The 22,495-nt window shown below is 60.8% G+C and carries 27 protein-coding genes and 1 tRNA gene; 7 read left to right on the top strand and 21 right to left on the bottom strand.

Annotated features, from left to right (window positions below; all coding sequences use genetic code 11):
* Window positions 1-50: 50 nt before the first annotated feature.
* Window positions 51-1,880: a translational GTPase TypA gene (gene typA, locus Q0L62_RS02345; protein ID WP_296675850.1), complete on the bottom strand. Its 1,830-nt coding sequence runs from the start codon at window positions 1,878-1,880 to the stop codon at window positions 51-53.
* A 260-nt stretch (window positions 1,881-2,140) separates the two neighbouring features.
* Between typA and Q0L62_RS02340 the strand changes: the two genes are divergently transcribed.
* A complete protein-coding gene (locus tag Q0L62_RS02340) occupies window positions 2,141-4,768 on the top strand; it encodes a TonB-dependent receptor (protein WP_296675847.1) in 2,628 nt (875 codons plus the stop codon).
* Window positions 4,769-4,883: 115 nt separating this feature from the next.
* On the top strand, window positions 4,884-5,345 hold the full coding sequence (locus tag Q0L62_RS02335) for a DUF805 domain-containing protein (protein ID WP_296675845.1): 462 nt from the start codon (window positions 4,884-4,886) through the stop codon (window positions 5,343-5,345).
* A 4-nt stretch (window positions 5,346-5,349) separates the two neighbouring features.
* Here the strand turns inward: Q0L62_RS02335 and Q0L62_RS02330 are convergent, their stop codons facing one another.
* Both Q0L62_RS02330 and Q0L62_RS02325 read right to left on the bottom strand, forming a co-directional pair.
* Complete coding sequence (locus tag Q0L62_RS02330; RefSeq protein ID WP_296675842.1) at window positions 5,350-7,872, bottom strand: FtsX-like permease family protein; 2,523 nt, start codon at window positions 7,870-7,872, stop codon at window positions 5,350-5,352.
* Window positions 7,869-8,555: an ABC transporter ATP-binding protein gene (locus Q0L62_RS02325; RefSeq protein WP_296675839.1), complete on the bottom strand. Its 687-nt coding sequence runs from the start codon at window positions 8,553-8,555 to the stop codon at window positions 7,869-7,871. The genes Q0L62_RS02330 and Q0L62_RS02325 overlap by 4 nt, the downstream gene beginning before the upstream one ends.
* Before the next feature lie 63 nt (window positions 8,556-8,618).
* Between Q0L62_RS02325 and Q0L62_RS02320 the strand changes: the two genes are divergently transcribed.
* Entirely contained in the window at window positions 8,619-9,347 is a 729-nt protein-coding gene (locus Q0L62_RS02320; protein WP_296675836.1) for an arylesterase, read from the top strand.
* On the opposite strand, the gene recF is transcribed toward Q0L62_RS02320, so the two are convergent.
* Complete coding sequence (gene recF / locus Q0L62_RS02315; RefSeq protein ID WP_296675833.1) at window positions 9,316-10,389, bottom strand: DNA replication/repair protein RecF; 1,074 nt, start codon at window positions 10,387-10,389, stop codon at window positions 9,316-9,318. The genes Q0L62_RS02320 and recF overlap by 32 nt on opposite strands.
* A gap of 215 nt (window positions 10,390-10,604) precedes the next feature.
* Here recF and Q0L62_RS02310 point away from each other — a divergent pair, with 215 nt between their 5' ends.
* Together Q0L62_RS02310 and Q0L62_RS02305 are read left to right on the top strand one after the other, a co-directional pair.
* A complete protein-coding gene (locus Q0L62_RS02310) occupies window positions 10,605-10,745 on the top strand; it encodes a hypothetical protein (protein ID WP_296675831.1) in 141 nt (46 codons plus the stop codon).
* Window positions 10,742-10,957, top strand: a complete 216-nt coding sequence (locus tag Q0L62_RS02305; RefSeq protein WP_296675829.1) for a PspC domain-containing protein — start codon at window positions 10,742-10,744, stop codon at window positions 10,955-10,957. The genes Q0L62_RS02310 and Q0L62_RS02305 overlap by 4 nt, the downstream gene beginning before the upstream one ends.
* Before the next feature lie 38 nt (window positions 10,958-10,995).
* On the opposite strand, the gene Q0L62_RS02300 is transcribed toward Q0L62_RS02305, so the two are convergent.
* Window positions 10,996-11,718 carry a queuosine precursor transporter gene (locus Q0L62_RS02300; protein ID WP_296675826.1) on the bottom strand — a complete coding sequence of 241 codons (723 nt, stop codon included), beginning with the start codon at window positions 11,716-11,718 and terminating at the stop codon, window positions 10,996-10,998.
* Window positions 11,719-11,779: 61 nt separating this feature from the next.
* On the opposite strand from Q0L62_RS02300, the gene Q0L62_RS02295 reads away from it, so the two are divergent.
* A tRNA-Arg gene (locus Q0L62_RS02295) sits at window positions 11,780-11,856 on the top strand.
* A 149-nt stretch (window positions 11,857-12,005) separates the two neighbouring features.
* On the opposite strand, the gene Q0L62_RS02290 is transcribed toward Q0L62_RS02295, so the two are convergent.
* Window positions 12,006-12,806, bottom strand: coding sequence for an NUDIX domain-containing protein (locus Q0L62_RS02290; protein ID WP_296675823.1), 801 nt, complete (start codon window positions 12,804-12,806; stop codon window positions 12,006-12,008).
* A 488-nt stretch (window positions 12,807-13,294) separates the two neighbouring features.
* Here Q0L62_RS02290 and Q0L62_RS02285 point away from each other — a divergent pair, with 488 nt between their 5' ends.
* On the top strand, window positions 13,295-15,466 hold the full coding sequence (locus tag Q0L62_RS02285) for an EAL domain-containing protein (RefSeq protein ID WP_296675821.1): 2,172 nt from the start codon (window positions 13,295-13,297) through the stop codon (window positions 15,464-15,466).
* On the opposite strand, the gene grxD is transcribed toward Q0L62_RS02285, so the two are convergent.
* From grxD to Q0L62_RS02210, 15 genes are read right to left on the bottom strand one after another with little or no spacing between them, the layout of a single operon-like run.
* On the bottom strand, window positions 15,450-15,779 hold the full coding sequence (gene grxD, locus Q0L62_RS02280) for a Grx4 family monothiol glutaredoxin (RefSeq protein WP_296675818.1): 330 nt from the start codon (window positions 15,777-15,779) through the stop codon (window positions 15,450-15,452). The two genes, Q0L62_RS02285 and grxD, sit on opposite strands and share 17 nt — an antisense overlap.
* Before the next feature lie 21 nt (window positions 15,780-15,800).
* The gene (locus tag Q0L62_RS02275) at window positions 15,801-16,034 is read right to left on the bottom strand and encodes a BolA family transcriptional regulator (protein ID WP_296675816.1); all 234 of its coding nucleotides are present in this window, start codon (window positions 16,032-16,034) and stop codon (window positions 15,801-15,803) included.
* A 10-nt stretch (window positions 16,035-16,044) separates the two neighbouring features.
* Complete coding sequence (locus tag Q0L62_RS02270; protein ID WP_296675814.1) at window positions 16,045-16,368, bottom strand: DUF1476 domain-containing protein; 324 nt, start codon at window positions 16,366-16,368, stop codon at window positions 16,045-16,047.
* A gap of 31 nt (window positions 16,369-16,399) precedes the next feature.
* Complete coding sequence (locus Q0L62_RS02265; protein ID WP_296675811.1) at window positions 16,400-16,882, bottom strand: cytochrome c; 483 nt, start codon at window positions 16,880-16,882, stop codon at window positions 16,400-16,402.
* Window positions 16,883-16,900: 18 nt separating this feature from the next.
* Window positions 16,901-17,899 carry an NADPH:quinone oxidoreductase family protein gene (locus tag Q0L62_RS02260; RefSeq protein ID WP_296675810.1) on the bottom strand — a complete coding sequence of 333 codons (999 nt, stop codon included), beginning with the start codon at window positions 17,897-17,899 and terminating at the stop codon, window positions 16,901-16,903.
* 20 nt (window positions 17,900-17,919) lie between these two features.
* Window positions 17,920-18,510, bottom strand: coding sequence for a 3-isopropylmalate dehydratase small subunit (gene leuD / locus Q0L62_RS02255; RefSeq protein ID WP_296675807.1), 591 nt, complete (start codon window positions 18,508-18,510; stop codon window positions 17,920-17,922).
* A complete protein-coding gene (locus Q0L62_RS02250) occupies window positions 18,510-18,689 on the bottom strand; it encodes a hypothetical protein (RefSeq protein WP_296675805.1) in 180 nt (59 codons plus the stop codon). The genes leuD and Q0L62_RS02250 overlap by 1 nt, the downstream gene beginning before the upstream one ends.
* A 49-nt stretch (window positions 18,690-18,738) precedes the next feature.
* Window positions 18,739-20,169 (bottom strand): 3-isopropylmalate dehydratase large subunit, encoded by a 1,431-nt coding sequence (leuC, locus tag Q0L62_RS02245; protein ID WP_296675802.1) that lies wholly within the window; start codon window positions 20,167-20,169, stop codon window positions 18,739-18,741.
* 48 nt (window positions 20,170-20,217) lie between these two features.
* Window positions 20,218-20,562 carry a YbaN family protein gene (locus tag Q0L62_RS02240; RefSeq protein ID WP_296675969.1) on the bottom strand — a complete coding sequence of 115 codons (345 nt, stop codon included), beginning with the start codon at window positions 20,560-20,562 and terminating at the stop codon, window positions 20,218-20,220.
* An 11-nt stretch (window positions 20,563-20,573) separates the two neighbouring features.
* Window positions 20,574-20,984, bottom strand: coding sequence for a SufE family protein (locus tag Q0L62_RS02235; protein ID WP_296675800.1), 411 nt, complete (start codon window positions 20,982-20,984; stop codon window positions 20,574-20,576).
* 25 nt (window positions 20,985-21,009) lie between these two features.
* A complete protein-coding gene (locus Q0L62_RS02230) occupies window positions 21,010-21,246 on the bottom strand; it encodes a hypothetical protein (protein ID WP_296675798.1) in 237 nt (78 codons plus the stop codon).
* Between the two features lie 26 nt (window positions 21,247-21,272).
* A complete protein-coding gene (locus tag Q0L62_RS02225) occupies window positions 21,273-21,551 on the bottom strand; it encodes a hypothetical protein (RefSeq protein ID WP_296675795.1) in 279 nt (92 codons plus the stop codon).
* A gap of 13 nt (window positions 21,552-21,564) precedes the next feature.
* Window positions 21,565-21,864: a hypothetical protein gene (locus Q0L62_RS02220; RefSeq protein ID WP_296675967.1), complete on the bottom strand. Its 300-nt coding sequence runs from the start codon at window positions 21,862-21,864 to the stop codon at window positions 21,565-21,567.
* A 31-nt stretch (window positions 21,865-21,895) separates the two neighbouring features.
* A complete protein-coding gene (locus tag Q0L62_RS02215; protein ID WP_296675793.1) occupies window positions 21,896-22,189 on the bottom strand; it encodes a hypothetical protein in 294 nt (97 codons plus the stop codon).
* On the bottom strand, window positions 22,189-22,476 hold the full coding sequence (locus Q0L62_RS02210) for a hypothetical protein (RefSeq protein WP_296675790.1): 288 nt from the start codon (window positions 22,474-22,476) through the stop codon (window positions 22,189-22,191). Before Q0L62_RS02210 ends, Q0L62_RS02215 begins: the two co-directional genes overlap by 1 nt.
* Between the last annotated feature and the right edge of the window lie 19 nt (window positions 22,477-22,495).

Below are 22,495 nucleotides of genomic sequence, written 5' to 3'. Positions count from 1 at the left end.
ATTGAGCGGCCACACTGATAGCCGGGCCCTGCCGGACGTTTCAGCAGATCTCAGTCGTCCTTGCGGCGGCTGGCCTTTTTGCGTTCGTGAGGGTCGAGCAGCGCCTTGCGCAGGCGAATCGATTTCGGCGTAACTTCCACCATTTCGTCATCGTCGATGTAAGCGATGGCCTGTTCCAGCGTCATGATCTTGGGCGGGGTCAGTCGGATGGCGTCATCCTTGCCGGTCGAACGGAAGTTCGTCAGCTGCTTGGACTTCATCGGGTTGACTTCAAGGTCATCGGGCTTGGCGTTCTCGCCGATAATCATGCCTTCGTAGATCTTGTCCTGCGGACGTACGAACAGGATACCGCGTTCTTCCAGCATGTTGAGCGCATAGCCCACGGCCTCGCCGCTGCCGTTTGAGATCAGCACGCCATTCTGCCGCCCGCCTATCGCACCCTTGTAAGGGCCGTAGGCATCGAACAGGCGGTTCATGATACCGGTGCCGCGGGTATCGGACAGAAACTCGCCGTGATAGCCGATCAGGCCGCGGCTGGGCGCGACGAACGTAATGCGGGTCTTGCCGCCGCCCGACGGACGCATGTCGGTCATCTCACCCTTGCGCAGCGCCATTTTCTCGACGACCGTGCCGGAATGTTCGTCGTCAACGTCGATGACGACGGTCTCGTAAGGTTCGGTGCGCTGGCCGCCTTCGTCCTGGCGGTAAAGCACGCGCGGGCGGCTGATGCCCAGTTCGAACCCTTCGCGGCGCATTGTCTCAATCAGCACGCCAAGCTGAAGTTCGCCGCGGCCAGCCACATCGAAGCTGTCTCGATCTGAACTTTCGGTGACACGGATAGCGACATTGGATTCCGCTTCGCGCAGCAGGCGGTCGCGAATCATGCGGCTGGTTACCTTGGTTCCTTCGCGCCCCGCCATCGGCGAATCGTTGACCGCAAAGCGCATCGACAGGGTCGGCGGATCAATCGGCTGCGCGTGCAGCGGTTCGGTCACACTGGTGTCGCAGATTGTATTGGCAACGGTCGCTTCGGTCAGCCCGGCTATCGAAATGATGTCACCGGCGCGGGCTTCGTCCACAGGGACGCGTTCGAGTCCGCGGAAGGCCATCAGCTTGGAGGCGCGGCCAGCCTCGATCACTTTGCCGTCGCTGTCCAGCGCGTGGATCGGCGAGTTTACCTTGACCGTGCCCGACTGGACCTTGCCGGTCAGGATACGGCCAAGAAAGTTGTCGCGATCCAGCAGCGTGACCAGGAACTTGAACGGACCATCGAAATCGGCGGCCGGGGGCGGCACGTGATCGACGATCTTTTCGAACAGCGGGGTCAGCGTGCCTTCGCGCAGGGCAGGGTCGACATTGGCATAGCCATTGCGGCCCGAGGCATAGAGAACGGGGAAGTCCAGCTGTTCGTCGCTGGCATCGAGGCTGACGAACAGGTCGAATACTTCGTCGAGCACTTCCTGAATGCGTTCATCGGGGCGATCGACCTTGTTGACAACCACAATCGGCTTGAGACCAAGTGCAAGCGCCTTGCCAGTGACAAACTTGGTCTGCGGCATTGCACCTTCGCTGCTGTCGACCAGCAGGATGACGCCGTCGACCATCGACAGAATGCGTTCCACCTCGCCGCCGAAGTCGGCGTGACCGGGGGTGTCGACGATGTTTATCCGGGTACCGCTCCACTCGACCGAGGTGCACTTGGCCAGGATGGTGATGCCGCGCTCTTTTTCCAAGTCGTTTGAATCCATCGCGCGTTCTTCGACGCGCTGGTTGTCGCGAAACGTGCCGGACTGGCGGAACAGCTGATCGACCAGAGTGGTCTTGCCGTGGTCGACGTGCGCGATGATGGCGATATTGCGCAAGGGCAGGGGGGCGGACATGAGGGCTTCTCTGATTGGAGGGGCGAGCGCACGAAGGCCTCGCGGATTTCGCCGCGCCCCTAGCCCAGACGGCCCGCCGGGGCAAGAGCGCCGACTGTGATCTTGTTGCAACAGCGCGCAAGGATATTACTCCGCTGTCACGTAACTGTTTCTAACACCGTCCATTCATTTCTATGAGGGCTCCGGTCGCACCATCCGGCATCCAGCCGGAGGCTCCCCGGCGACTCAACGATTCTGCAAGTTTCCAGGAGAGGTTTTTCATGAAATCGAAGTTTGCCGGTACCGCCGGGTCTATCCGCTCGGCGCTGCTGTTTGGCATTGCCATGCCCGCCATGATCCTGCCGAGCCTCGCCAAGGCGCAGGAAGAAGCCCAGCCGGCCACTGCCGCGCAGGACGACGTTGCAGCCGAAGAGCAGGGCAACGAAATCGTCATTACCGCGACCAAGCGCGAACAGACCCTGCAGGATGTGCCCGTTGCTGTATCGGTGACAACCGCAGAAACCATCGAACGCGCCAAGATTCGCGATCTCAGCGATCTGCAGTCGATCGTGCCTGCCCTGCGCGTGGGCCAGCTGCAAAGCTCGGCCAACACGAACTTCTTTATCCGCGGCTTTGGCAATGGCGCCAATAACGCCGGGATCGAACCGTCGGTCGGCGTATTTGTCGACGGCGTGTACCGTTCGCGCACTGCTGCCCAGATCGGCGACTTGCCAGACGTCCAGCGCATCGAAGTCTTGCGCGGCCCGCAATCGACCCTGTTCGGCAAGAACGCCAGCGCCGGCGTCATCTCGATTGTAACGCGCGCTCCGCAGTTCAAGTTCGGCGGCAATGTCGAAGCCAGCTACGGCAACTACAATGCAGTCGTGGTCAAAGGCGTGGTCACCGGCCCGGTCAGCGATACGATCGCGGTCAGTCTGGCGGGCGGTATCAACAAGCGCGACGGCTATATCACCGATCTGGGCTACAATGGCGAGGCGAACAACCGCAACCGCTGGTTCGTGCGCGGCCAGGCCCTGTTCCAGCCCAGCGATGCTTTCAAGCTGCGGTTGATTGCCGATTACGACAAGATCGACGAAACCTGCTGTTCAGTGGTCAACCTGCGCCGTTCGGGCGCGACTTCGATCATTGAGACGCTGGGCGGCCGGGTGAACGATTTCCAGACCCCGTTTGCCGACACCGTCTATTCCAACTTCCCGTCAAGCAACGACATCAAAAACTACGGCCTGTCGGGCCAGATGGAATACAAGGCCGGCCCGCTGACGCTGACCTCGATAACCGCCTACCGCAAGAGCCGGGCAATCACCAATCAGGATAGCGATTTCACCAGCGCTGATCTGATCGGACGCAATTCGGCTGACGTTGACATTGGCACATTCACCCAGGAACTGCGCATCGCCAGCGACCTGGACGGCCCGTTCAATTTCCTGCTGGGCGGTTACTACTTCGATGAAACGATCAACCAGGGCAACCAGATCCTGTTCGGAAGCCAGTTCCGCCCGTACGGAAACGCCCTGATCCAGGCGGCATCGGGGGGCGCGCTCAACGTGACCACACTGGAAGGTACGTTCGGCGCGCTTGAAAATAATCCGGCAAAATACCTGAACACCTTCTTCCGCGCCGGTGACGGCCTGACCGAACAATACAAGCTTCGCGACAAGGCTTACTCCTTGTTCGGAAACGTCGATTTCGAGGTGACGGACCGGCTGACACTGACCGCCGGGTTCAACTATACCAATGATCGCAAGGACGTGACCACCAATGTGGTTTCGACCGACGTGTTCTCGGGCATCAACCTTGATGCGGCAGCCTATGCGCCGTTCCGCAACCAGTTGCTGTTCCTTGGCGCGCTGGGCCAGGGCGCTAGCCCTGCGGGTGCAGCGGCCTTTGCGGCGGCCAACCAGAACAACCCGGCCGCCAATCCGCTGGGCGGCCTGCGTGCTTTCCAGTTCCTGCCGCCGTTCCTTAACCTGCCCAACGCGGTGGAAAGCGGCAAGACCCGCGACAGCGACTGGTCCTATACCTTGCGCGCTGCCTATGACGCGACCGATACGGTCAACGTCTATCTGAGCTATGCGACCGGGTTCAAGGCAAGTTCCTTCAACCTCAGCCGTGACAGCCGCCCGCTGGCCAGCGACCTTGCCGCGATCCGCACCGCCGGCATCGCGCCTGTCAACCTGGGCGCCGGCAGCCGCTTTGCCGGACCTGAAGACGCCAGCGTGTACGAGTTCGGCCTGAAGGCAAACTGGGGTCTGGTTTCGGCCAACCTTGCGGTGTTCAAGCAGACGATCAAGGGCTTTCAGTCCAACATCTTCACCGGTACCGGCTTTGCCTTGGCCAATGCGGGCAAGCAATCGACTTTCGGGATCGAGTTTGACGGCATGGTCAAGCCGGTAGATGCGCTGACGTTCAACGTATCGTTCATCTACCTTGATCCCAAATACGACAGCTTCCCCAATTCGGCGTTGGGCGATGCCACCGGACGCAAGCCGGCCGGTCTGCCCGGTTTGTCCGCTACCTTCGGCGCGCAGTACGAGAAGGAGCTGACCAACGGCGACACTATCATCCTGCGCGGTGACTATCACTATGATGCACCGGTGCAGATCGCCGATGGCCTGCCCGGTTTCATCCAGCGCAACGCGCAAGGTCAGGTCGTAAGCTATGCTCCGGCCTTTGCCGCCGCGCGGCCGTTCCGCCGTGAGGTTAGCGATGCCAACGCATCTCTGACCTATGCGATGGAAAACGGTCTTGAACTGTCGGTGTGGGGCCGCAACCTGCTCGATTCCCGCAACATCACCACCATCTTCGATTCGGTGGCGCAGTCGGGTTCGATCTCGGGCTACACCAACCAACCGCGTACTTACGGCGTCGGGGCCCGGTTCAAGTGGTAAGCACCTGAACCAGCCAACAAAGAAGGGGGCCTTCGCGGGCCCCCTTTTTTTGTTTGATATTGGCCGCAAGCTGTGTTCGACCTCATGCGGTCGATACAGGGAGAGGGCCAGTACTATGAATTGGATGATTTTGCCGTTCAAACGTTTCGCCGACTTCAAAGGCCGTTCGCGGCGGATGGAGTTCTGGATGTTTTCATTGCTCAATGTGATTGTGTGGATCGTGCTGGGCGGCATGAAGATGGCTTCGGGCGACACCATGGCGCAGCTTACTGCCGCCAGCGCGACCAGCCCCTTGTCCGTCTATGGCGTGATGTTCAGTGGCACAACCGGCATCCTGCTGGCTCTGTGGAGCCTCGCCGCCTTTATACCCGGCATTGCAGTCACCGTGCGCCGCTTGCATGATCGCGATATGTCGGGCTGGTGGTATCTGGGCTTTGTAATCGGCAGTTTCATTCCGCTGCTTAACATCCTTATCTCGATCGGCTTCCTTGTGCTGATGTTCCTGGAAGGCACCAAAGGGCCCAACCGCTTTGGCCCCGATCCGAAGGATCCAACAAGCAGCGACGTTTTCGCCTGATTGATTAAAGTTCGCGCAGCGCCTGGGCCGGCTTCGCTTTCAACAAGGGAAGCGAAGCTGCCAGGGCAAAGCCGATGACCAGCAGCAGTCCGGTGCCCAGAACGGCCAGGACCCGCGGCCAGGATGGTAGCCAGTCGAAATCGAACATCTGGACGATGACCAGCCAGGCTATGCCTGAGCCCAGTGCAAGCGCGACCCCGGCCAGAACCAGGGACAGCAGACCATATTCCGCCAATTGCAGGCCGAGCAGCTGGCGGCGGCTGGCACCCAGCACCCGCATCACCACGTTGTCATAAGTGCGGCTGGCCCGCGCGGCCGCGATGGCGCCCAGCAGCACGGCAATCCCGGCCAGCACCGCGACCGATGCAGCGGACAAGATCGCCAGGCTGACCTGCGACAACAGAGCACGCGCCTGGGTCAGCACGCCGCCGATCTCGATAACCGAACTTGACGGGAAAGCCCGAACCATGGCGCGCAGCAGCGGCCCCTTGGCGCTGCCTTGTGGCAGGTCGATAGTTGCAGCCAGGTTGTGCGGGGCATCGGCAATCGCGTTGGGGCTGAACACCAGCACGTAGTTGAACCCCATCGAATCCCAGTCAATCCGCCGCAGCGAGGCGATCCGTGCAGTACGCTCAACCCCCAGCAGGCCGATGGTCAGGCTGTCTCCGATGCCAAGGTTGAGCGCCTGCGCCAGTTTCTCATCGATCGAAACCAGCGGCGGACCGGCATAACCAGTCGGCCACCACTTTCCGGCGGTCACGGTATTGCCTTCGGGCACGGTGTCTGAATAGGTCAGCCCGCGCTCACCGCGAAGCGGCCAGGCTTCGTCCGGGATGGCTGCCATGTCGGCCACGCGGGTCATCCGGTCGGTCTGGCCATAGGCCAGTATTGCCCCGCGCAGCGAGGGAACCATGCGAACATCAGCGCGGGGCGATTGCCCGGTCACCGTTCTTCGAAACAGGTCGGCGCGTTCGCGCGGTACGTCGAGCACGAAATAGTCAGGCGCGCGCTGCGGCACACGCGCGGCGATATTGGCGTCAAGGCTGGTCTGGATCGCCGCCAGCGTCACGAAAGCTGAAAGGCCGAAGCCCAGCGCTGTCACCAGTGCGCCCGTCTGCGCGCCAGGCCGGTACAGGTTCGCAAGGGCAATGCGCAGCAAGGGCTGCTGCGGGCGTGGGGAACGCCGGGCGCCCCACCGTATTGCCCACCCCAGCAAGGCCAGCAAAGCCAGCAGACCAATGCAACCGCTAAGGAACCACGCTGTGACCCTGGGCTGCGATGCCGTGGCCAAAGCAAGCGCGGCAATCGCTGTGATGCCCAAGGTCACCGGCAGAACGCTATCGCGCCAGCGGCTCGCCAAGGGTGCTACGCGCGCCCGCATCAGCGCCATGGCGGGAAATCGGCGCGCAGCAAGCAAAGGCGGCGCAGCAAAAATAACCGCCACCAGCAGCCCATACAGTGCAGCTTTGACCAAGGCGAGCGGATCGAATACAAAGCCTGGGGCGACCGGCAGCAGATTGCCCAGCGCCGCGCCAAGCAGCGGTGTGATCAGCACTCCGCCGACCAGCCCGGCCAGGCTTCCGGCCAACGCCGCCGCGCCAATCTGCAACATGTAGATACGCGCGATGGCGGTGCTGCTTGCGCCCAGTACCTTCAACGTGGCGATGCTGCCCCGCCGCGCTTCAAGGTAGGAGGATACGCCGCCGCCAATCCCGATCCCGGCGATGACCAGTGCAGCCAGCCCGACCAGAACCAGAAAATCCCCCATCCGGCTGACAAAACGCTCTGCGCCGGGGCTGGCTTTGTCGCGCGTGCGTATCTCGAACCCGGCAGAGGGAAATTGGCGTTTCAGCGCGGCGCCGACGCGGACCGGATCGCGTCCGGCAGGCAGGGCGATCCGCGTCTTGCTGCGGTACATCGCCCCCGGACTGGTCAGACCTGCTTGCGCCGGAAAACCCGCCGGGGCGATAACCACGGGACCAAGGGTAAAGCCCTCGCCCAGCCGATCGGGCTCGTCCGCGATAATGCCGCCAACCTGTAACGGCTTGCCGCCTACAGTGATCGTGCTGCCCGGGCGCAGGCTCAGCCGCTCGGCCGCGCCGCTGGCGATCCAGGCCGATCCTGCTGGCGGGGCGCCAACCTTGCGCCCGTCTTGCAGCGTCAGCCGTCCGACCAGCGGCCAGGCGCTGTCGACTGCTTTTAGTTCCACCGGTGCGGCCAGGTCAGCCGCCGTCGCCATTGCCTGCATCCGAACGCCGGTCGAAGTTGCGCCCAACCGAGCAAAAGCTGATTTCTCGGCAACAGTCGGGCTGCGTTGCCACACCGCCAGTTCCAGATCGCCGCCCAGAATGGTGCGGCCCCGACTTGCCAGCTCGCGCTCGATCGCACCGGTCAGCGTGCCGATCGCAGCCAGTGCACCAACCCCCAGAAACAGGCAGACCAGCAGCAGGCGCAGCCCCTTGAACCGTGCAGACAAGTCGCGCCTGGCAATTGTCCAGGCAGTGCGCCAGGGCAGGACTGTCGTCACGCTGGCAAAGTATCGCTGGCGATGCGGCCGTCGGCCAAGGTCACCACGCGCTCGCAGCGTTCAGCCAAGGCAGCGTCATGGGTGATTACCACCAGCGTCGCCCCGGTTTCAGCGCGGCGGGCAAAGAGCAGGTCCATCACCGCCTCGCCAGTTGCCATGTCCAGGTTGCCGGTCGGCTCGTCGGCGAAGACCAACGGCGGGCGCGGGGCAAGCGCGCGGGCGATGGCCACCCGCTGCTGCTCGCCGCCCGAAAGCTGGGCCGGATAATGGTCAAGCCGGTGCCCCAGGCCCACGGCGGTCAGTTCCGCCTGGGCAAGGCTGCGGGCATCTGGAATGCCGGCAAGCTCGAGCGGTGTCATGACGTTTTCCAGCGCTGTCATGGTCGGCAGCAAGTGAAACGCTTGCAGCACGATCCCGATCCGCCCGCGCCGGGCTGCCGCCAGTCCGTCCTCATCCAGCGCCGCAAAATCGGCTCCGGCCACGGTCAACGCCCCTCCACTGGCCCGCTCCAGCCCGGAAAGTACTGCCATCAGAGAGCTTTTTCCCGATCCTGACGGGCCGAGCAGTGCGAGCGTCTGACCAAGCGGAACCGCCAGATCGATATCGCGCAGGATTTCTACCGCGCTGCCGTCCTGGCCAAGGGTCAGGGTCAGGTTGGACGCGGCGATGGCGCCTTGCGTCATCGGTTGGGGGCTTGTCACGTCAGCGGGATGCCATAGCTAGGGGAAAGATAAAGGAGTTGCTCAATGAAATGGAACCGGACCCGCTCGGTTACAACCCCCGTTTTGCTGGCCCTGGTACTGACAGGGTGCGGGGCAGAGCCTGCCGACGCGCCGCCGGGCGTGCGTGCCAGCGCTGATACGGCGCCCTTGCCGCCAATGATGGGCGCACAGCAGCGCATCGTGGCCCTGGGGGACAGCCTGTTTGCTGGCTATGGACTGGAGCCGGGGCAAAGCTATCCCGCGCGCCTCGAAACGGCGCTGCGCGCGCGCGGAATCAATGCAAGGATCATGAACGCCGGGGTTTCGGGCGATACCACGGCGGGGGGGTTGCAGCGGCTGGACTTTACGCTCAACAGCGACCCTAACCCGCCAGCGCTGGTTCTGATCAGTCTGGGCGGGAACGACATGCTGCGCGGCCTCCCGCCCAAACAGACCCGCTCCAACCTTGATGCGATCCTGACCAGGTTGAAGCAACGCAAGGTGCCGGTAATGCTGATGGGCATGATCGCCGCGCCCAACATGGGCGCGGATTATGCAGCGCAGTTCAATCCGATTTATCCCGCGCTGGCAAAAAAGCATGGCGCGGCGTTGGTTCCGTTTTTCTTGCAGACATTGCTGGACAAGCCCGATCTGGTCCAGCCTGATCATGTCCACCCAACCGCGCCCGGGGTGGACCTGCTGGTCGCGGACACGGCCGATGCGGTCGCCAAGGCTCTGCCGGCTAGGCCAGCCGTTCCACAGACCCGCCGCTGACCCGCCAGACCGCAGCCTCACCAGCGATTGCATCGAATGGCGCAATCTCGGTGCCGGTTAGCCAGACTTGCGCCTGACCCTGGCGGAGACGGTCGAACAGGGCGGCGCGCCGCAGCGGATCAAGATGGGCGGCCACTTCGTCCAGCAGCAGCAGAGACGGCCGTTCGCCGCCCAGTAAGCCCGAGTGGGCCAGGGTGATCGCGATCAGCATGGCCTTCTGCTCGCCGGTTGAGCATTCAGCGGCGGGCTGACCCTTGCCGGCCATCGTTACAGCCAGTTCGTCGCGGTGCGGGCCGGTCAGGGTGCGCTGGGCGGCGCGGTCGCGGCGGCGCCCTTCGGCCAGGGCTGCGGCCAATGATGACGCGTCCAGCGGCCCGCCCGGCTGATAGGTCAGATCGGGCTTGGCAAACGGGGCATCGGGTATAGCTGTCAGCGCAAGCCCCAAGTGCTCAACCATGCGCGCCCGGGCCTGGGTCACTTGAGCTCCTGCCTCGGCCAATTGAATCTCGATTGCGTCGAGCCAGAGCGGATCGGGATCGGATGCACCGCTCAGCAGGCGGTTGCGTTCCCTTAGGGCCGTGTCGAGCCGCGCTGCGTTACGGGCGTGGCTGGGTTCCAGCGCAAGCACCAGGCGGTCCAAAAAGCGGCGGCGCGCTCCGGCTCCTTCGGCAAACAGTCGGTCCATCGCCGGCGTCAACCAGCCCAGGCTGACCCATTCGCCCAGCTGAACGGCAGAAATTTCAGCCCCGTTCGCCTGAACAATGCGCCGTCCGGGCCGGTCGGCACGGATGCCGGTCCCCAATTGCACCTGATCGCCAAGAGCCGCGCTGACCGCAAAAGTGCCATCACCGCCCTGACCGGCCATGTTGCCCAGCGCCGCCCGGCGCAAACCGCGTCCTGGAGCTAGCAATGACAGCGCTTCAAGCACGTTGGTCTTGCCTGCGCCGTTGTCACCAACCAGCAGGTTGAAAGCTGACGTGCCTTCCAGCCGAGTGCCGAGATGGTTGCGAAAAGAAGTAAGGACGATGCGGTCAAGCGCCATCAGTCAGTGATAGAGTGCGCGACACGTGAGGTCACGCGAAAGGCGAATGCTGATTGTTAGGAAATATCGCCAAAGTTGAGTATTCATGTAGGCGAAAGATTTTGTTCATCCTGTAGAAAGGGTGGATTTGTGCCAATTTCCGCAATTGGCACGCTCCCTGCAGACACCGTCACATGCGCAACTAGCGCAACACACTTTGTCCAAGGAGATCGAAAATGACGCAATCCAACACGTTTAGCACTAAGGCAACCGCAGCCGTATCGGCGCTGGCCCTCACGTTCCTGCTTATCACAGGCACCGTTGCCACCCCGACCGCGCCCCAAGCGGCTGCTGCTTATATCGGAGTTGTCGCATGAACGCGCTCGACAATGGCAGCCCCATCCTGCCCGACCGCACCGGCTTTCGCCTGGACCGTGAAAACGCCAAGGTGATGGGTGTTTGCTCGGGAATGGCCCACTATTTCGGCGTGGACGTAACGCTGGTTCGCGTCGGTTGGGCACTGGGCACAATCTTGGGATTCGGCAGCCTGGTGCTGATCTATATCGCGATCGGCCTCATCGCCGATTGAGCAATCGCCGGTGAGGCCCTGCCGCGAAGCGGCGGGGCCTAAACCGCATCTGCTTTGGCGAATGGCGAGAAATCGGTGCCGCGGTCAAAAACCTCAACCCCCTCGCGCCGCTTGAGCCAGCCGACCACTGCATAGGTTACCGGGGTCAGCAATGCTTCCCACACAACTTTCAGCAGCCAGTTAGTGACCATTACGGTCAAGACCTGCCCGGTGCTCCAGATCCCGAGAAAGGCGATCGGATAGAAAATAAGGCTGTCTATGGCCTGGCCGAAAAACGTAGATCCAATGGTGCGCGTCCACAGTTTCCCGCCCTCAGTCCAGATCTTCATCTTGGCCATGACGAAGCTGTTGACGAACTCCCCCGCCCAGAACGCGATCACTGAAGCGGCAACGATTCGCCAGGTGCTGCCGAACACGCTTTCATAGGCAGACTGCCCGCTCCACCCCGAGGCCGGAGGCAGGGCCACGACCACCCAGCTCATGAAAGCCATGAAAATCATTGCGGCAAAGCCCACCCAGACGCACCGTCGCGCATTGGCATAGCCGTAAACTTCGGTCAGCACGTCGCCAAGGACATAGCTGATCGGAAAGAACATGATGCCAGCACCAAACGTGTATCCCCCCAACGTTGCCAGCTTGGCAGCCCCGATCAGGTTAGACAGCAGCAGGATGGCGACAAATGCTGCCATCACATAATCGAAATAGCGGTAGTGGCGGCGCGCGCCTGCCTGTCCGTCCAGCATGTTGAGGTGGGTGCTCATGGGCGGCACGCTAGCCGCATTTGCGCGCCGTGCAATCCCGCCTTATGGGAACCCCCGGCGCGCGCCCGTAGCTCAGCTGGATAGAGCGCGAGACTTCTAATCTTGAGGCCGCAGGTTCGACCCCTGCCGGGCGCGCCATCCAACTGCATTTTTTCGTAGAGGTGTGACCTCCGTCACGGTCGAATCAGTGCGCCTGTCTTATGAGGGTTATGCGACCCGACCGGTGGGCCCTTCCTACCGGCCAACTATAGCCCCCGCGAGCTTAGGCTGGCGGGGGCTCTTTTTTTTTAACTCCGCGCAGCACTTTCCAGCGGTTCACCGGTCACCGGATATCCCGCATCGTCGGGTATGGCGAGCCATGGAACGCCATCGCGCGTTTGCATGAAAGGGGTGATCATTCGGCTGGGAAAGCGGGTTACGTGCTCGGCCGCTTCGCTGTACGACGCAAATTGCGCCAGCCGTTCCAAGTTGCGCCGGGTCGGGAATATCACTTTGATCCGGCCGCTGTCGGCAAGTTTCAGCGCGTCTGCGGCGCTGGCCCAGAAAAGATGCGTATTTTCGCTTTGGTCAACCAGCAAGTCGACTGCGCCGGTACCCAAATCGGCGAGGTAAAAACGGGTGTCATAGACCCGAAGATGCCGGTGCTTCGGCCGCCAGCGGGAAAATGGCAGAAGCCGGTCCAGCTGCAAGGTCCAGCCCATGTCAGCCAGAACGGGCGCAAGAACCTTGCGCTCTAGCAGCTTCGCGCGGGCGGATAGGGCGTGTTCAACCGACGCACGCTGATCGATGCCCACTACCAAGCCCGTCTCTTCAAGCGTTTCTCGCACCGCCGCGATCCGGGCGCCCAGTTCGTCACGCTGGTTGTCGTCCGTCGCGCCTAGCTCTTGCGCGAATTCAAGATCGGCGTCATCGACCCGGCCGCCAGGAAACACTGCCGCGCCCCCGGCAAAGGTCATCGAAGCCGACCGTTCGACCATCAATACCTGCGGCGCGCCGCCATCAGGGGAATTGCGAAAGATAATCAGCGTTGCAGCAGGAATGGCCGGGGGCGGCTGATCGTGTTCGGCGTATTCGTCTTTACTGTCCATCGCCCTACGGTGCCTACCACCAGCCACTTTGCCAAGCGCAAATCACATAGACGAGCGATGTCGGCTGGCTTTACATGTAGCGATCAGCCGGGACGATAACGAAGCACGTAAGTCACGAAATTCTGTGTTTTTTCTCGAATTGGCACGGCTCATGCTTAGTAAGGCATACCCCCAAGCAGTCTCAAAGAGAGGCGGGGCCGCACCCCCCTGGTCTCCCGCGGTCCCGCCTCCCCTGCTATCTCCCCGACACGCATAAAGTTCCACAAAGTTTTGGCTTTGAACGTTCATTTCGGCTGGCAAACGAATGTCTGCCGGTCATCAGGGTCAATATTTGCTGAACGTGACGCTAATCATTCTTTGAGATCAGGTAATTAGATCGGCGCGTACTCAATTATGCTTTGAAAGCAATGTGACGCGTGATCCCTGGGCCTTTCCTTCGAAATAAAATCGATCACAGAAAATTACGGTTGTTCGGCCCTATCGTTGTGATGACGCTGGCCGGGCTGATGTTGCTTGTGTGCCTTGCTGTATTCCTTGTCATGCAATTTGATGAAGTGGCCGCAGACCGCGAACAGAAGATGGTGCAAAACGGTTTTGCGCGTCAACTTCGTGAAATCGATGAAGTCATACATCCGCAGGTTGCCTGGGACGAATCGGTAAAGGCGCTTGATATCAATCGCGACCTGCGCTGGGCGGACATGAACTTGGGAAGTTATTTGTTCACGTTTAACGGGTTTACTCGCGCATTCGTCGTCGATGCTTCGGGCAACGCGTTTTACGCTTCGGTTCGGGGGGAGCGAGCGTCTACCGATGCCTTTGCCCCGTTCGCTTCGGTTACCGCGAAATTGTTGCCGCAAATACGCGCAGTTGAAGCTGTTCGCCCACCCGTGCGGGTAACGCCGAATGCCGATGCTGCGCAGGTCGCGCCAATCCAGATGAACGCGTTGGCTTGGGCCGATGACACATTGTTCATTGTGGTTGCCACTCTTGTTCAACCCGACGTAGGCAAAGTCCAGCCGACCGGTAAACGCGCGCCCGTAGTTATCATGGCCATGCCTTTGGATGCCCGGATGATCCGAACTTTCGGAGGGCGGTATCTGGTCGATGACCTACATCTATATCCCGCAGATATCGCGGTAAGTCAGTATACGAAGGTAGATCTGCACGGCGCAGATGGAGTGCTGGTTGGCCGCCTTGCTTGGACGCCGCGCCGACCCGGTTTGATGCTATTGCGTCAGTTGTGGATCCCGGCACTTGCCGCGATCGCCGCCATGGCGATGATCGCCATGATTGTGGTGCGCAGTGGGGCGACGATTTTCAGCGAATTGATCGCCAGCGAAGCGCGCGCACGGCATCTTGCCTTTCACGATCCCCTGACCAAACTGCCAAACCGTTCTATGCTATTTGCGCGGCTGGGACCGGTCTTGGCCGGAATAGGGACACTCAGTCAGCGAGTGGCCATACTTGCTGTGGATCTGGACCGGTTCAAAGAAGTAAATGACACGCTGGGGCACCATGCTGGCGATGCGTTAATTCAAGCTGTTGCCGGACGCCTACGCGACGTGTGTGCCGATGAGGCCTTGATAGCCCGTCTGGGCGGCGATGAGTTTGTCGTGATGCTTGAAAACGCCAATGACGCTGCCGTGACGGTATTGGCCGAACGCATTGTTTCCGCAGTTCGTGCTCCGCTGAAAACGGAATACGGTCTTCTCGAAGTCGGTTGCTCGGTAGGCGCTACCGTGATCGACAACGCCGGCGTCGAGCCGTCTGAAGCCCTCCGCTGGGCTGATCTGGCGATGTATCGGTCAAAAGAGCTTGGCCGCTGCCGCGTCACCTTTTTCGAAGCCGAAATGGATATGGCTTTGCGAAACCGTCGTTCGCTGGAAACGGACCTGCGCGAGGCGCTTCACAGTGATGCGCTGGGAATGGTCTATCAGCCTCAGGTAGACCACCATGGCGGGATCGTGGCGGTAGAGGCGTTGGTGCGGTGGGTGCATCCCGAACGCGGTGCCGTGCCGCCGTCAACGTTTGTTCCGCTGGCTGAAGAGTGCGGACTGATCCTGGCCTTGGGTGAGCAGGTCCTGCGGAAGGTTTTTGCTGAAACTGGCCATTGGACCAAAGCGCGCATCGCCATCAATGTATCGGCTGTGCAGCTGCGTGCTCCGGGCTTCGCTGCTTTGGTAACCCGGCTGGCGGCGCAGGCCGGGATTGTCCCGTCGCAATACGAAATCGAACTGACCGAAACGGCACTGCTCGGAGAAGATCCGGTCACAGCAGCCAATATTGATGCCCTGAAGCGTCTGGGATTTTCCATAGCACTGGATGATTTCGGGACCGGCTACTCAAGCCTAAGTGTTCTGCAGCGCTTCTCGGTCGACAAGATCAAGATTGATCGATCATTTGTTGCAGCACTTGGCGGAGAAGACGAATCCGAAGCATTGGTGGATGCGATGATCAAACTCGCCCGCGCTCTAGACCTTGAGGTCATTGCCGAGGGGGTGGAAAACGCGCGGCAAAAAGAATGCCTCGAAGCGTGTGGCTGCCGCGAATTCCAAGGCCATCTTGTCGGTATGCCTATGACCGGGCCAGCGATTGCTGGACTGATCGGCGAAGCGCTTTTGAAGCCTGCCGATATGGAGGCGATCAGGCGGCAGGCTTGACGCCGCTATCAGCCATCAGCTGGTGCAGTTCGCCCGCTTCGTACATTTCCATCATAATGTCGCTGCCGCCTACAAACTCGCCCTTCACATAAAGTTGGGGGATTGTCGGCCAGTCGGAAAAGCCTTTAATGCCTTGTCGAACTTCCATGTCTTGCAGCACATCGACGCTGTCATAGGCAACGCCAAGATGATCCAAAATCGCAATCGCCCGGCTGGAAAACCCGCACTGAGGAAATAATGGCGTGCCCTTCATAAACAGGACGACGTCATTGGCTTTGACGATTTCGGCGATGCGGGCAGTGGTGTCGGACATTGGGTTGGGCTCCTCGTTCCTTCAGGTGGGAACGGCGGTGGTCAGTTGCAAGGCGTGCAGTTCACCGCCCATTCGGCCGCCAAGCGCCGCATAGACCAGCTTATGCTGGGCAATTCGCGACTTGCCCGTAAAAGCGGCGGAAACCACATGTGCGGCCCAATGGTTGTTGTCGCCGGCAAGATCGGTCATCGTAACCTGTGCATCAGGAAGTGCGGTCTTGATCATCGCCTCAATCGTGTCACCAGCCATGGCCATGATGAATTACTTATCCTTCGCCCATCAGCGCGCGGCGGGCTTCGATAGACTTTGTCTCCAGCGCAGCGCGGACATCGGCCTCACTGACATCCTGTCCGGCTGAGACAAGATCGCCCAAAACCTTTCGGATTACGTCCTCATCGCCGGCTTCCTCGAAATCAGCCTGAACCACGCCCTTGGCGTAACCTTCTGCTTCTACCGCAGACAGGCCCATCAACCCGGCCGCCCATTCCCCCAAAAGGCGGTTGCGGCGGGCATGAACGCGGAAATGCATTTCTTCGTCTCGGGCGAACTTTGCTTCTTCGGCGCGCTCCCGGTCGTTGAAGTCGGTCATCTTTGCTCCTGATCGTCTGCTTGGTGCCGCGTTAGCCCGGCTTGGCAGCGGGCGGTGGCACTTGATAACTGTCGTGGCAGCCCTTGCACGCGGCGCCGGTGCTGGCAAGCGCGTCAGCAAAGCCTTCCTTGTCATCGTTCTTCGCAGCCGCGACCAATGCCTTGGTTGCATCAGCAAAGGCGGCGCTTTTCAAAGCGAAACCGGACATGTCAGCCCAGACTTCCGGCTTGGCTCGGCTGGGCACGTTGCGGGTCGAAGGGGCAAACATCGCGGGCATGGCCGCGCTCCATTTAGCCAGTGCATTCGCGCCAAAGCCGAGGTTCTTTGCCGGAGTTCCCGCTCCACTCGCGTTCTTAAGCATGTTGAACGTAACCGCGCCCATTGCCATTGCAGCCTGACGAGCGGCTACAACGTCAGCAGGCTTGGGAGCAGCAGGTGTTGGTGCAGGCTTCGCTAGCGCAGCCCACCCGGTCAGCGCCAGTCCGATTGCTATGGCCATGTGTGCTGTCTTCATAGCTGTCTCCTGCCCATCTCAGTCCATCGTTACCACAACTTTGCCGATTGCCTTGCGGTCAGCCAGCATGGTGATCGCTTCGCCGCCGCGTTCAAGCGGAAAAGTTGCTGAGACGCGCGGCCTGATCTTGCCTGATTTAAGCAGTTCGAAAAGCTTGGTGATGTGGGCAGCATTGCCTTTCGGATCGCGGGCGGCATAGGCGCCCCAGAAGACCCCGCAGACATCGCAGCTTTTGAGCAGTGTAAGGTTGAGCGGCAGCTTCGCGATACCGGCCGGAAAGCCGACCACGCAAAACCTTCCCTCCCACGCAATTGAGCGCACTGCCGGTTCGGAATAGTCACCGCCGACGATATCGTAGACGACGTTGGCGCCTTCAGGTCCGCAGGCTGCCTTAAACGCTTCGGCCAACGCTTTGGACTGGTCCTTGTCAAGCGGTGCGACGGGATAGATGACCACCTCGTCCGCCCCGTGCTCCCGCGCTACTGCAGCCTTTTCCTCGCTCGACACTGCGGCGACCACGCGCGCCCCATAAGCCTTGCCCAGTTCGACTGCCGAAAGGCCAACGCCGCCAGCCGCGCCCAGCACCAGCAGAGTGTCACCGGCTTTCAGGTGGCCACGATCAAGCAGACCGTGCATGTTGGTGCCATAAGTCATCAAGAGCGACGCACCGGTCTCAAAGCTGACCCCGTCAGGCAAGGGAAACAGCTTGTCAGCCGGGGCTAGAGCCTGGGTGGCAAGACCGCCGTTGCCCATCATCGCGATTACGCGGTCGCCGACTTCCCACTGCGTCACACCTTCGCCTACCGCATCAATCACACCGGACAATTCTCCGCCTGGCGAAAACGGACGCGGCGGCTTGAACTGGTACATGTCGCGAATGATCAGCACGTCAGGGTAATTGATTGCACAGGCCTTCACCCCGATTCTTACTTGGCCGGGGCCCGGCTGGGGACTTTCCAGTTCGTCAAGAGTCAAGGTTTCGGGTCCGCCGACGGCGTGGCTTCGCAGGGCCTTCATGATGGCAATTCTCCCGGGTTTTATGCGGTCTGGGCCAGCCATGGCATGGCCGCCGCCGCGTGTTTTTCGTAAGTCGTAATCGCAGAGTCACGAGACAGAGTCAGGCCCACTTCGTCCAGCCCGTCCAGCAGACAGTGCTTGCGAAAAGCATCAATTTCAAAGCGGAAGCGGTCCTGGAACGGCGTGGTGACGCTCTGTTGTTCAAGGTCGATGGCGATGGGATCAGTACGCGCGACGGTCATCAAACGGTCAATCGCATCTTGCGGTAATACCACGGTGAGAATGCCATTCTTGAACGCGTTGCTAGAAAAAATGTCCGAGAAACTTGGCGCGATTACCGCTTTGATGCCTAAGTCAAGCAGTGCCCACGCGGCGTGTTCGCGGCTCGATCCGCAGCCGAAATTATCGCCGGCAATAAGGATCGGCGAACCAGTGTATTCGGGCGAATCAAACAGGTTGGCAGGATCTTCGCGTAAGCTTTCGAACGCGCCCCTGCCCAGACCGTCGCGGGTGATGGTCTTGAGCCATTTGGCGGGGATGATCACGTCAGTATCGACGTTCTTGCGGCCAAACGGGATTGCCCGTCCGCTCACCTCGCGCAAGGGTTCCATCAATCGGTCTCCGGCGCCTGGTCGGGCTTAGCCATGCGCGCGGACTTGTCGGCCCGCTCTTTGCGGCGCGAAGCATAAAGTAAAGCGGCGGCCAGCGCAGCAGAACCGATTGCCGCCCCCGCCATCGCCGCAGCGCTGGTCCAGGATGATTTGTCGGGCTTGTCAGATTGATCGGTCATGGTGCCTCTATGGGGATCGCTGGGTCCGGATTGCAAGCTGCGGTATTTCCTAATCAAGCGCCCTGATATCTGCCAGCTTACCGGCGATCGCTGAGGCTGCGGCTGTCGCCGGTGAAACCAGGTGCGTGCGTGAGCCAGGGCCCTGTCTGCCGACGAAGTTGCGATTGCTGGTCGAGGCGCATCGTTCACCCGGCGGAACTTTGTCGGGGTTCATGCCCAAGCAGGCTGAACAACCCGGTTCGCGCCATTCAAATCCAGCCGCAGTGAAAATCCTGTCCAGCCCTTCGGCTTCCGCCTGGTGCTTTACCAGGCCTGACCCCGGTACAACGATAGCCCAGGTGACATTGGATGCTTTGACTTTGCCTTTCAGAACGGCGGCAGCGGCGCGCAAATCTTCTATACGGCTGTTGGTGCAACTGCCGATGAAGACGTTCTGAATTTCAATATCGGTCAGTTTCTGTCCGGCAGTCAGCCCCATATATTCCAGTGATTTGCGCGCGGCGTCCTGCTTCGACGGATCGGCAAAGTCCTCAGGCGCTGGTACTGTACCAGTGATCGGCACCACATCTTCCGGGCTGGTTCCCCAGGTAACTGAAGGGACGATATCCGCAGCGTCAATCAAGACGATCTTGTCGTATGCCGCGCCGGGATCGGTTGCCAGACTGCGCCACCAGGCCACAGCCCGGTCCCAGTCCGAACCCGCGGGCGCATAGGGACGGCCCTTTACATAGGCAAAAGTCTTGTCATCAGGCGCGATCAACCCGGCGCGCGCGCCATGCTCGATCGCCATGTTCGACACCGTCAACCGTCCCTCGATCGACAGGGCGCGAATGGCCGACCCGGTATATTCGACTACAAATCCGGTCCCGCCTGAGGCGCTGAGCACGCCGCCGATATGCAGCACAACATCCTTAGCGCTTACGCCCGGGCCAAGCCGGCCTTCAACGCGCACTTCCATTGTTTTTGATTGAGCCAGAAGAAGAGTTTGTGTGGCCAGAACATGCTCAACCTCGCTGGTGCCGATGCCGAAGGCCAAAGCGCCTAGTCCGCCATGGCTCGCTGTATGGCTATCACCGCAAACAATCGTCGCGCCTGGCAGCGAAAATCCCTGCTCTGGCCCGACAACATGAACAATGCCCTGTTCGGCGTCGGCATCACCAATCAGGCGAATACCGAATTCCGGTGCATTGCGTTCCAGCGCCTCAAGCTGCTGCGCGCTTTGCGCATCGGCGATCGGCATGCGCCGGCCTGCCGCATCGCGGCGTGCTGTTGTAGGCAGGTTGTGATCGGGCACAGCCAGGGTCAGGTCGGGACGACGGACTTTGCGCCCCGCCAACCGCAACGCCTCGAACGCCTGGGGGCTGGTCACTTCGTGAACGAGATGCCGGTCGATATAGATCAGACACGTGCCATCATCGCGCCGTTCGACTACGTGCGCGTCCCAGATCTTTTCGTACAAGGTACGCGGTCTGCTGGCCATAACAGCCAATCGCCTAAGCAGGGCGCGCGCTTCTGGCAAGGGCCATTGCTATTCGTTGCGGGTCCAGATCCAGCTTCCCGCTCCCATCAGCACCGCGATGGAAATCAGCACCCAAGGCCATCCGATGGTGAACCAGGTAAACACGCCGCCCGTTGCCATGGCGATCAGCGCCGAAACTTTGGCACGGCGCGGAATTGCCCGGCGATCGCGCCATTCACGCATTGCCGGGCCGTAGCGAGGATTGGTATAAAGCCGTTCCGCCATTTCGGGATGGCTGCGGGCAAAGCAAAACGCGGCCAGCAACAGAAATGGCACGGTCGGCAAGATAGGCAAAAAAATACCAATGAATCCCGCGACGAGCGAGGCGTAGCCCGCTGTCTTGAGCAGGAGCATCCGCACAGCGGTCAGTCTTGTGCCAGACGCGCCGCGGTGTCGCGGATCAGGCCGATCATATTGGGAACGCCTTGGGTGCGGTTTGACGAAAGCTGGTTCCTGAGATCAAACGGAGCGAGCGCTTTGGCAATATCGGTAGCTGCAACCACGGCCGCGGGGCGGTCTTGCACCGCGGCGATGACCAGTGCGACGATTCCCTTGGTAATCGCTGCATTACTGTCAGCCAGGAAATGCAGGGTGCCATCATCAAGTCGCGTCGGATAAACCCAAACGCTGGCCGAACACCCGCGAACAAGTGTTGCATCGGTCTTTAAAGCATCTGGCATCGGTTCTAGCATACGGCCGAGTTCGATGAGCAGGCGATAACGTTCATCACCGTCCAGGAAATCGTATTCGTCGTGTATGTCGGATAGGCTACGCATCGCCGCGGCACTAGCCGGGGCCAACCTAGAGGTCCACCCCGGCGGCAATGGCTTCCAGTTTGCGAATGCGTTCCTTGAGGTCGGCAATCTCGATCCGCGCCATGCCGCTGCCAACGCCCCCTTCGATTTCGGGACGGTGATGAGTTTCGAGTTCACGAGTCTTGAGCGTCAGCCAGCCCTGCCAGCCCCGCAGCGCCGCTGCGGCGCAGACGATCAGGCCAACCAGGGCAGTCATGGCGATCAGGAACGTTTCGCTGGTCATTGCGGTTGCTCCCTTGCGCTGCGGCCTTAACGGTCGCGCAGCCTTTCGATTTCGTCTGCCAAGGCCTGTGGTTTGCGGTCATCGGTAGCGATGCGTTCCAGCACGTGAATGCGTTCGCGCAGGTCTTCGACCTCCCGCTGCAGTTCCTGTTCGCGCAAGGTCGGCTGGGCCGGATCGAGCAGAGCCTGACTCTGGCCACGGCGGTGCCGGCGATCCGGATTCATGCCATGCTGGATCTTGACCAGGCGCACGATCATGCTGGTGATGATCGCGACGATAACAATGGCAACGACGCCTCCACTCATGTCTTTAACTCCTTCAGTTCTTCGGCAAGTCGCGCAGGGCTTCGATCTGGTGGGTCAGTGCATAGCCGCCGTCGGTGACGATCCGTTCAGCCGTTGCCAGGCGATCCTTTACCGAACCGAGTTCAGCGCGCAGCTGGGCATGTTCGTTGCTGAGCAGTTTGATCCGTTCAACTTCCTCGGTCGTTACCTTGGGATAAACGCTTTGCCCCCATGCTCCGTTAAGCGGATAGCCGTTTTTGATCCGCATCCGGGTGGTATAAATCCACGCAGCGATCCCGGCGCCCGTGACCAGGCTGGCAGCGATGATGCCCATGACGACAATGTTGAAGACATCCCCGTCCACGTCACAGTACCTCTGTCTGTCGCGCGTCGCGCAATTGTTCGATCTGTTCGGCCAGGTTAGGCCCCTTGTCGGCGGCGGCATCGGTCGCAATGCGCTCCAAGACGCGTAGACGCTGCTCAATTCTCGCAGTGGCTGGTGGTGCTTTTTCGGCGTTCCTGTTGGCTTGCATGATCTGCAGTTCCAACTCGCGCTCACGTACTCGAAGCTTGCTCTTGTAAGCGCCAGTCAGGATGCCGGTGATCGATATAAAGCCAATCACCACGGCCGCTAAGCCCATGAAATCGCCAAATTCCATCAGTTTTGCTCCTTGTCGCGGTGATCAAGCAGCGCGTCGACCTTGCGCGCATCGCGCAGCGCCTCGATCTGTGTGGCGACGTCATAGCCCTTGTCCGTGACTATGCGCTCGAGCACGCGGACCCGGTCTTCCAGTGCGGTGTTCTGCGTTGCATATTGCGCCGCCTTTTCCGCAGTCGTCCGAATTTCCATCTCGACAATCTTCTGCTTGTGCTTGGTCCAGATCGCCACGATCGGAATGCACAGGGCAAAGATCGGGATCAGGGCGCCAATCGAACCGGCATCCATTGTACGTACTCCCCCTCAG

It is taken from the genome of Novosphingobium sp., assembly GCF_024642085.1.
Classification (GTDB): domain Bacteria; phylum Pseudomonadota; class Alphaproteobacteria; order Sphingomonadales; family Sphingomonadaceae; genus Novosphingobium.
Note: the sequence above shows the minus strand (reverse complement) of the source record. Positions and strands in the feature narration are given on the sequence as shown.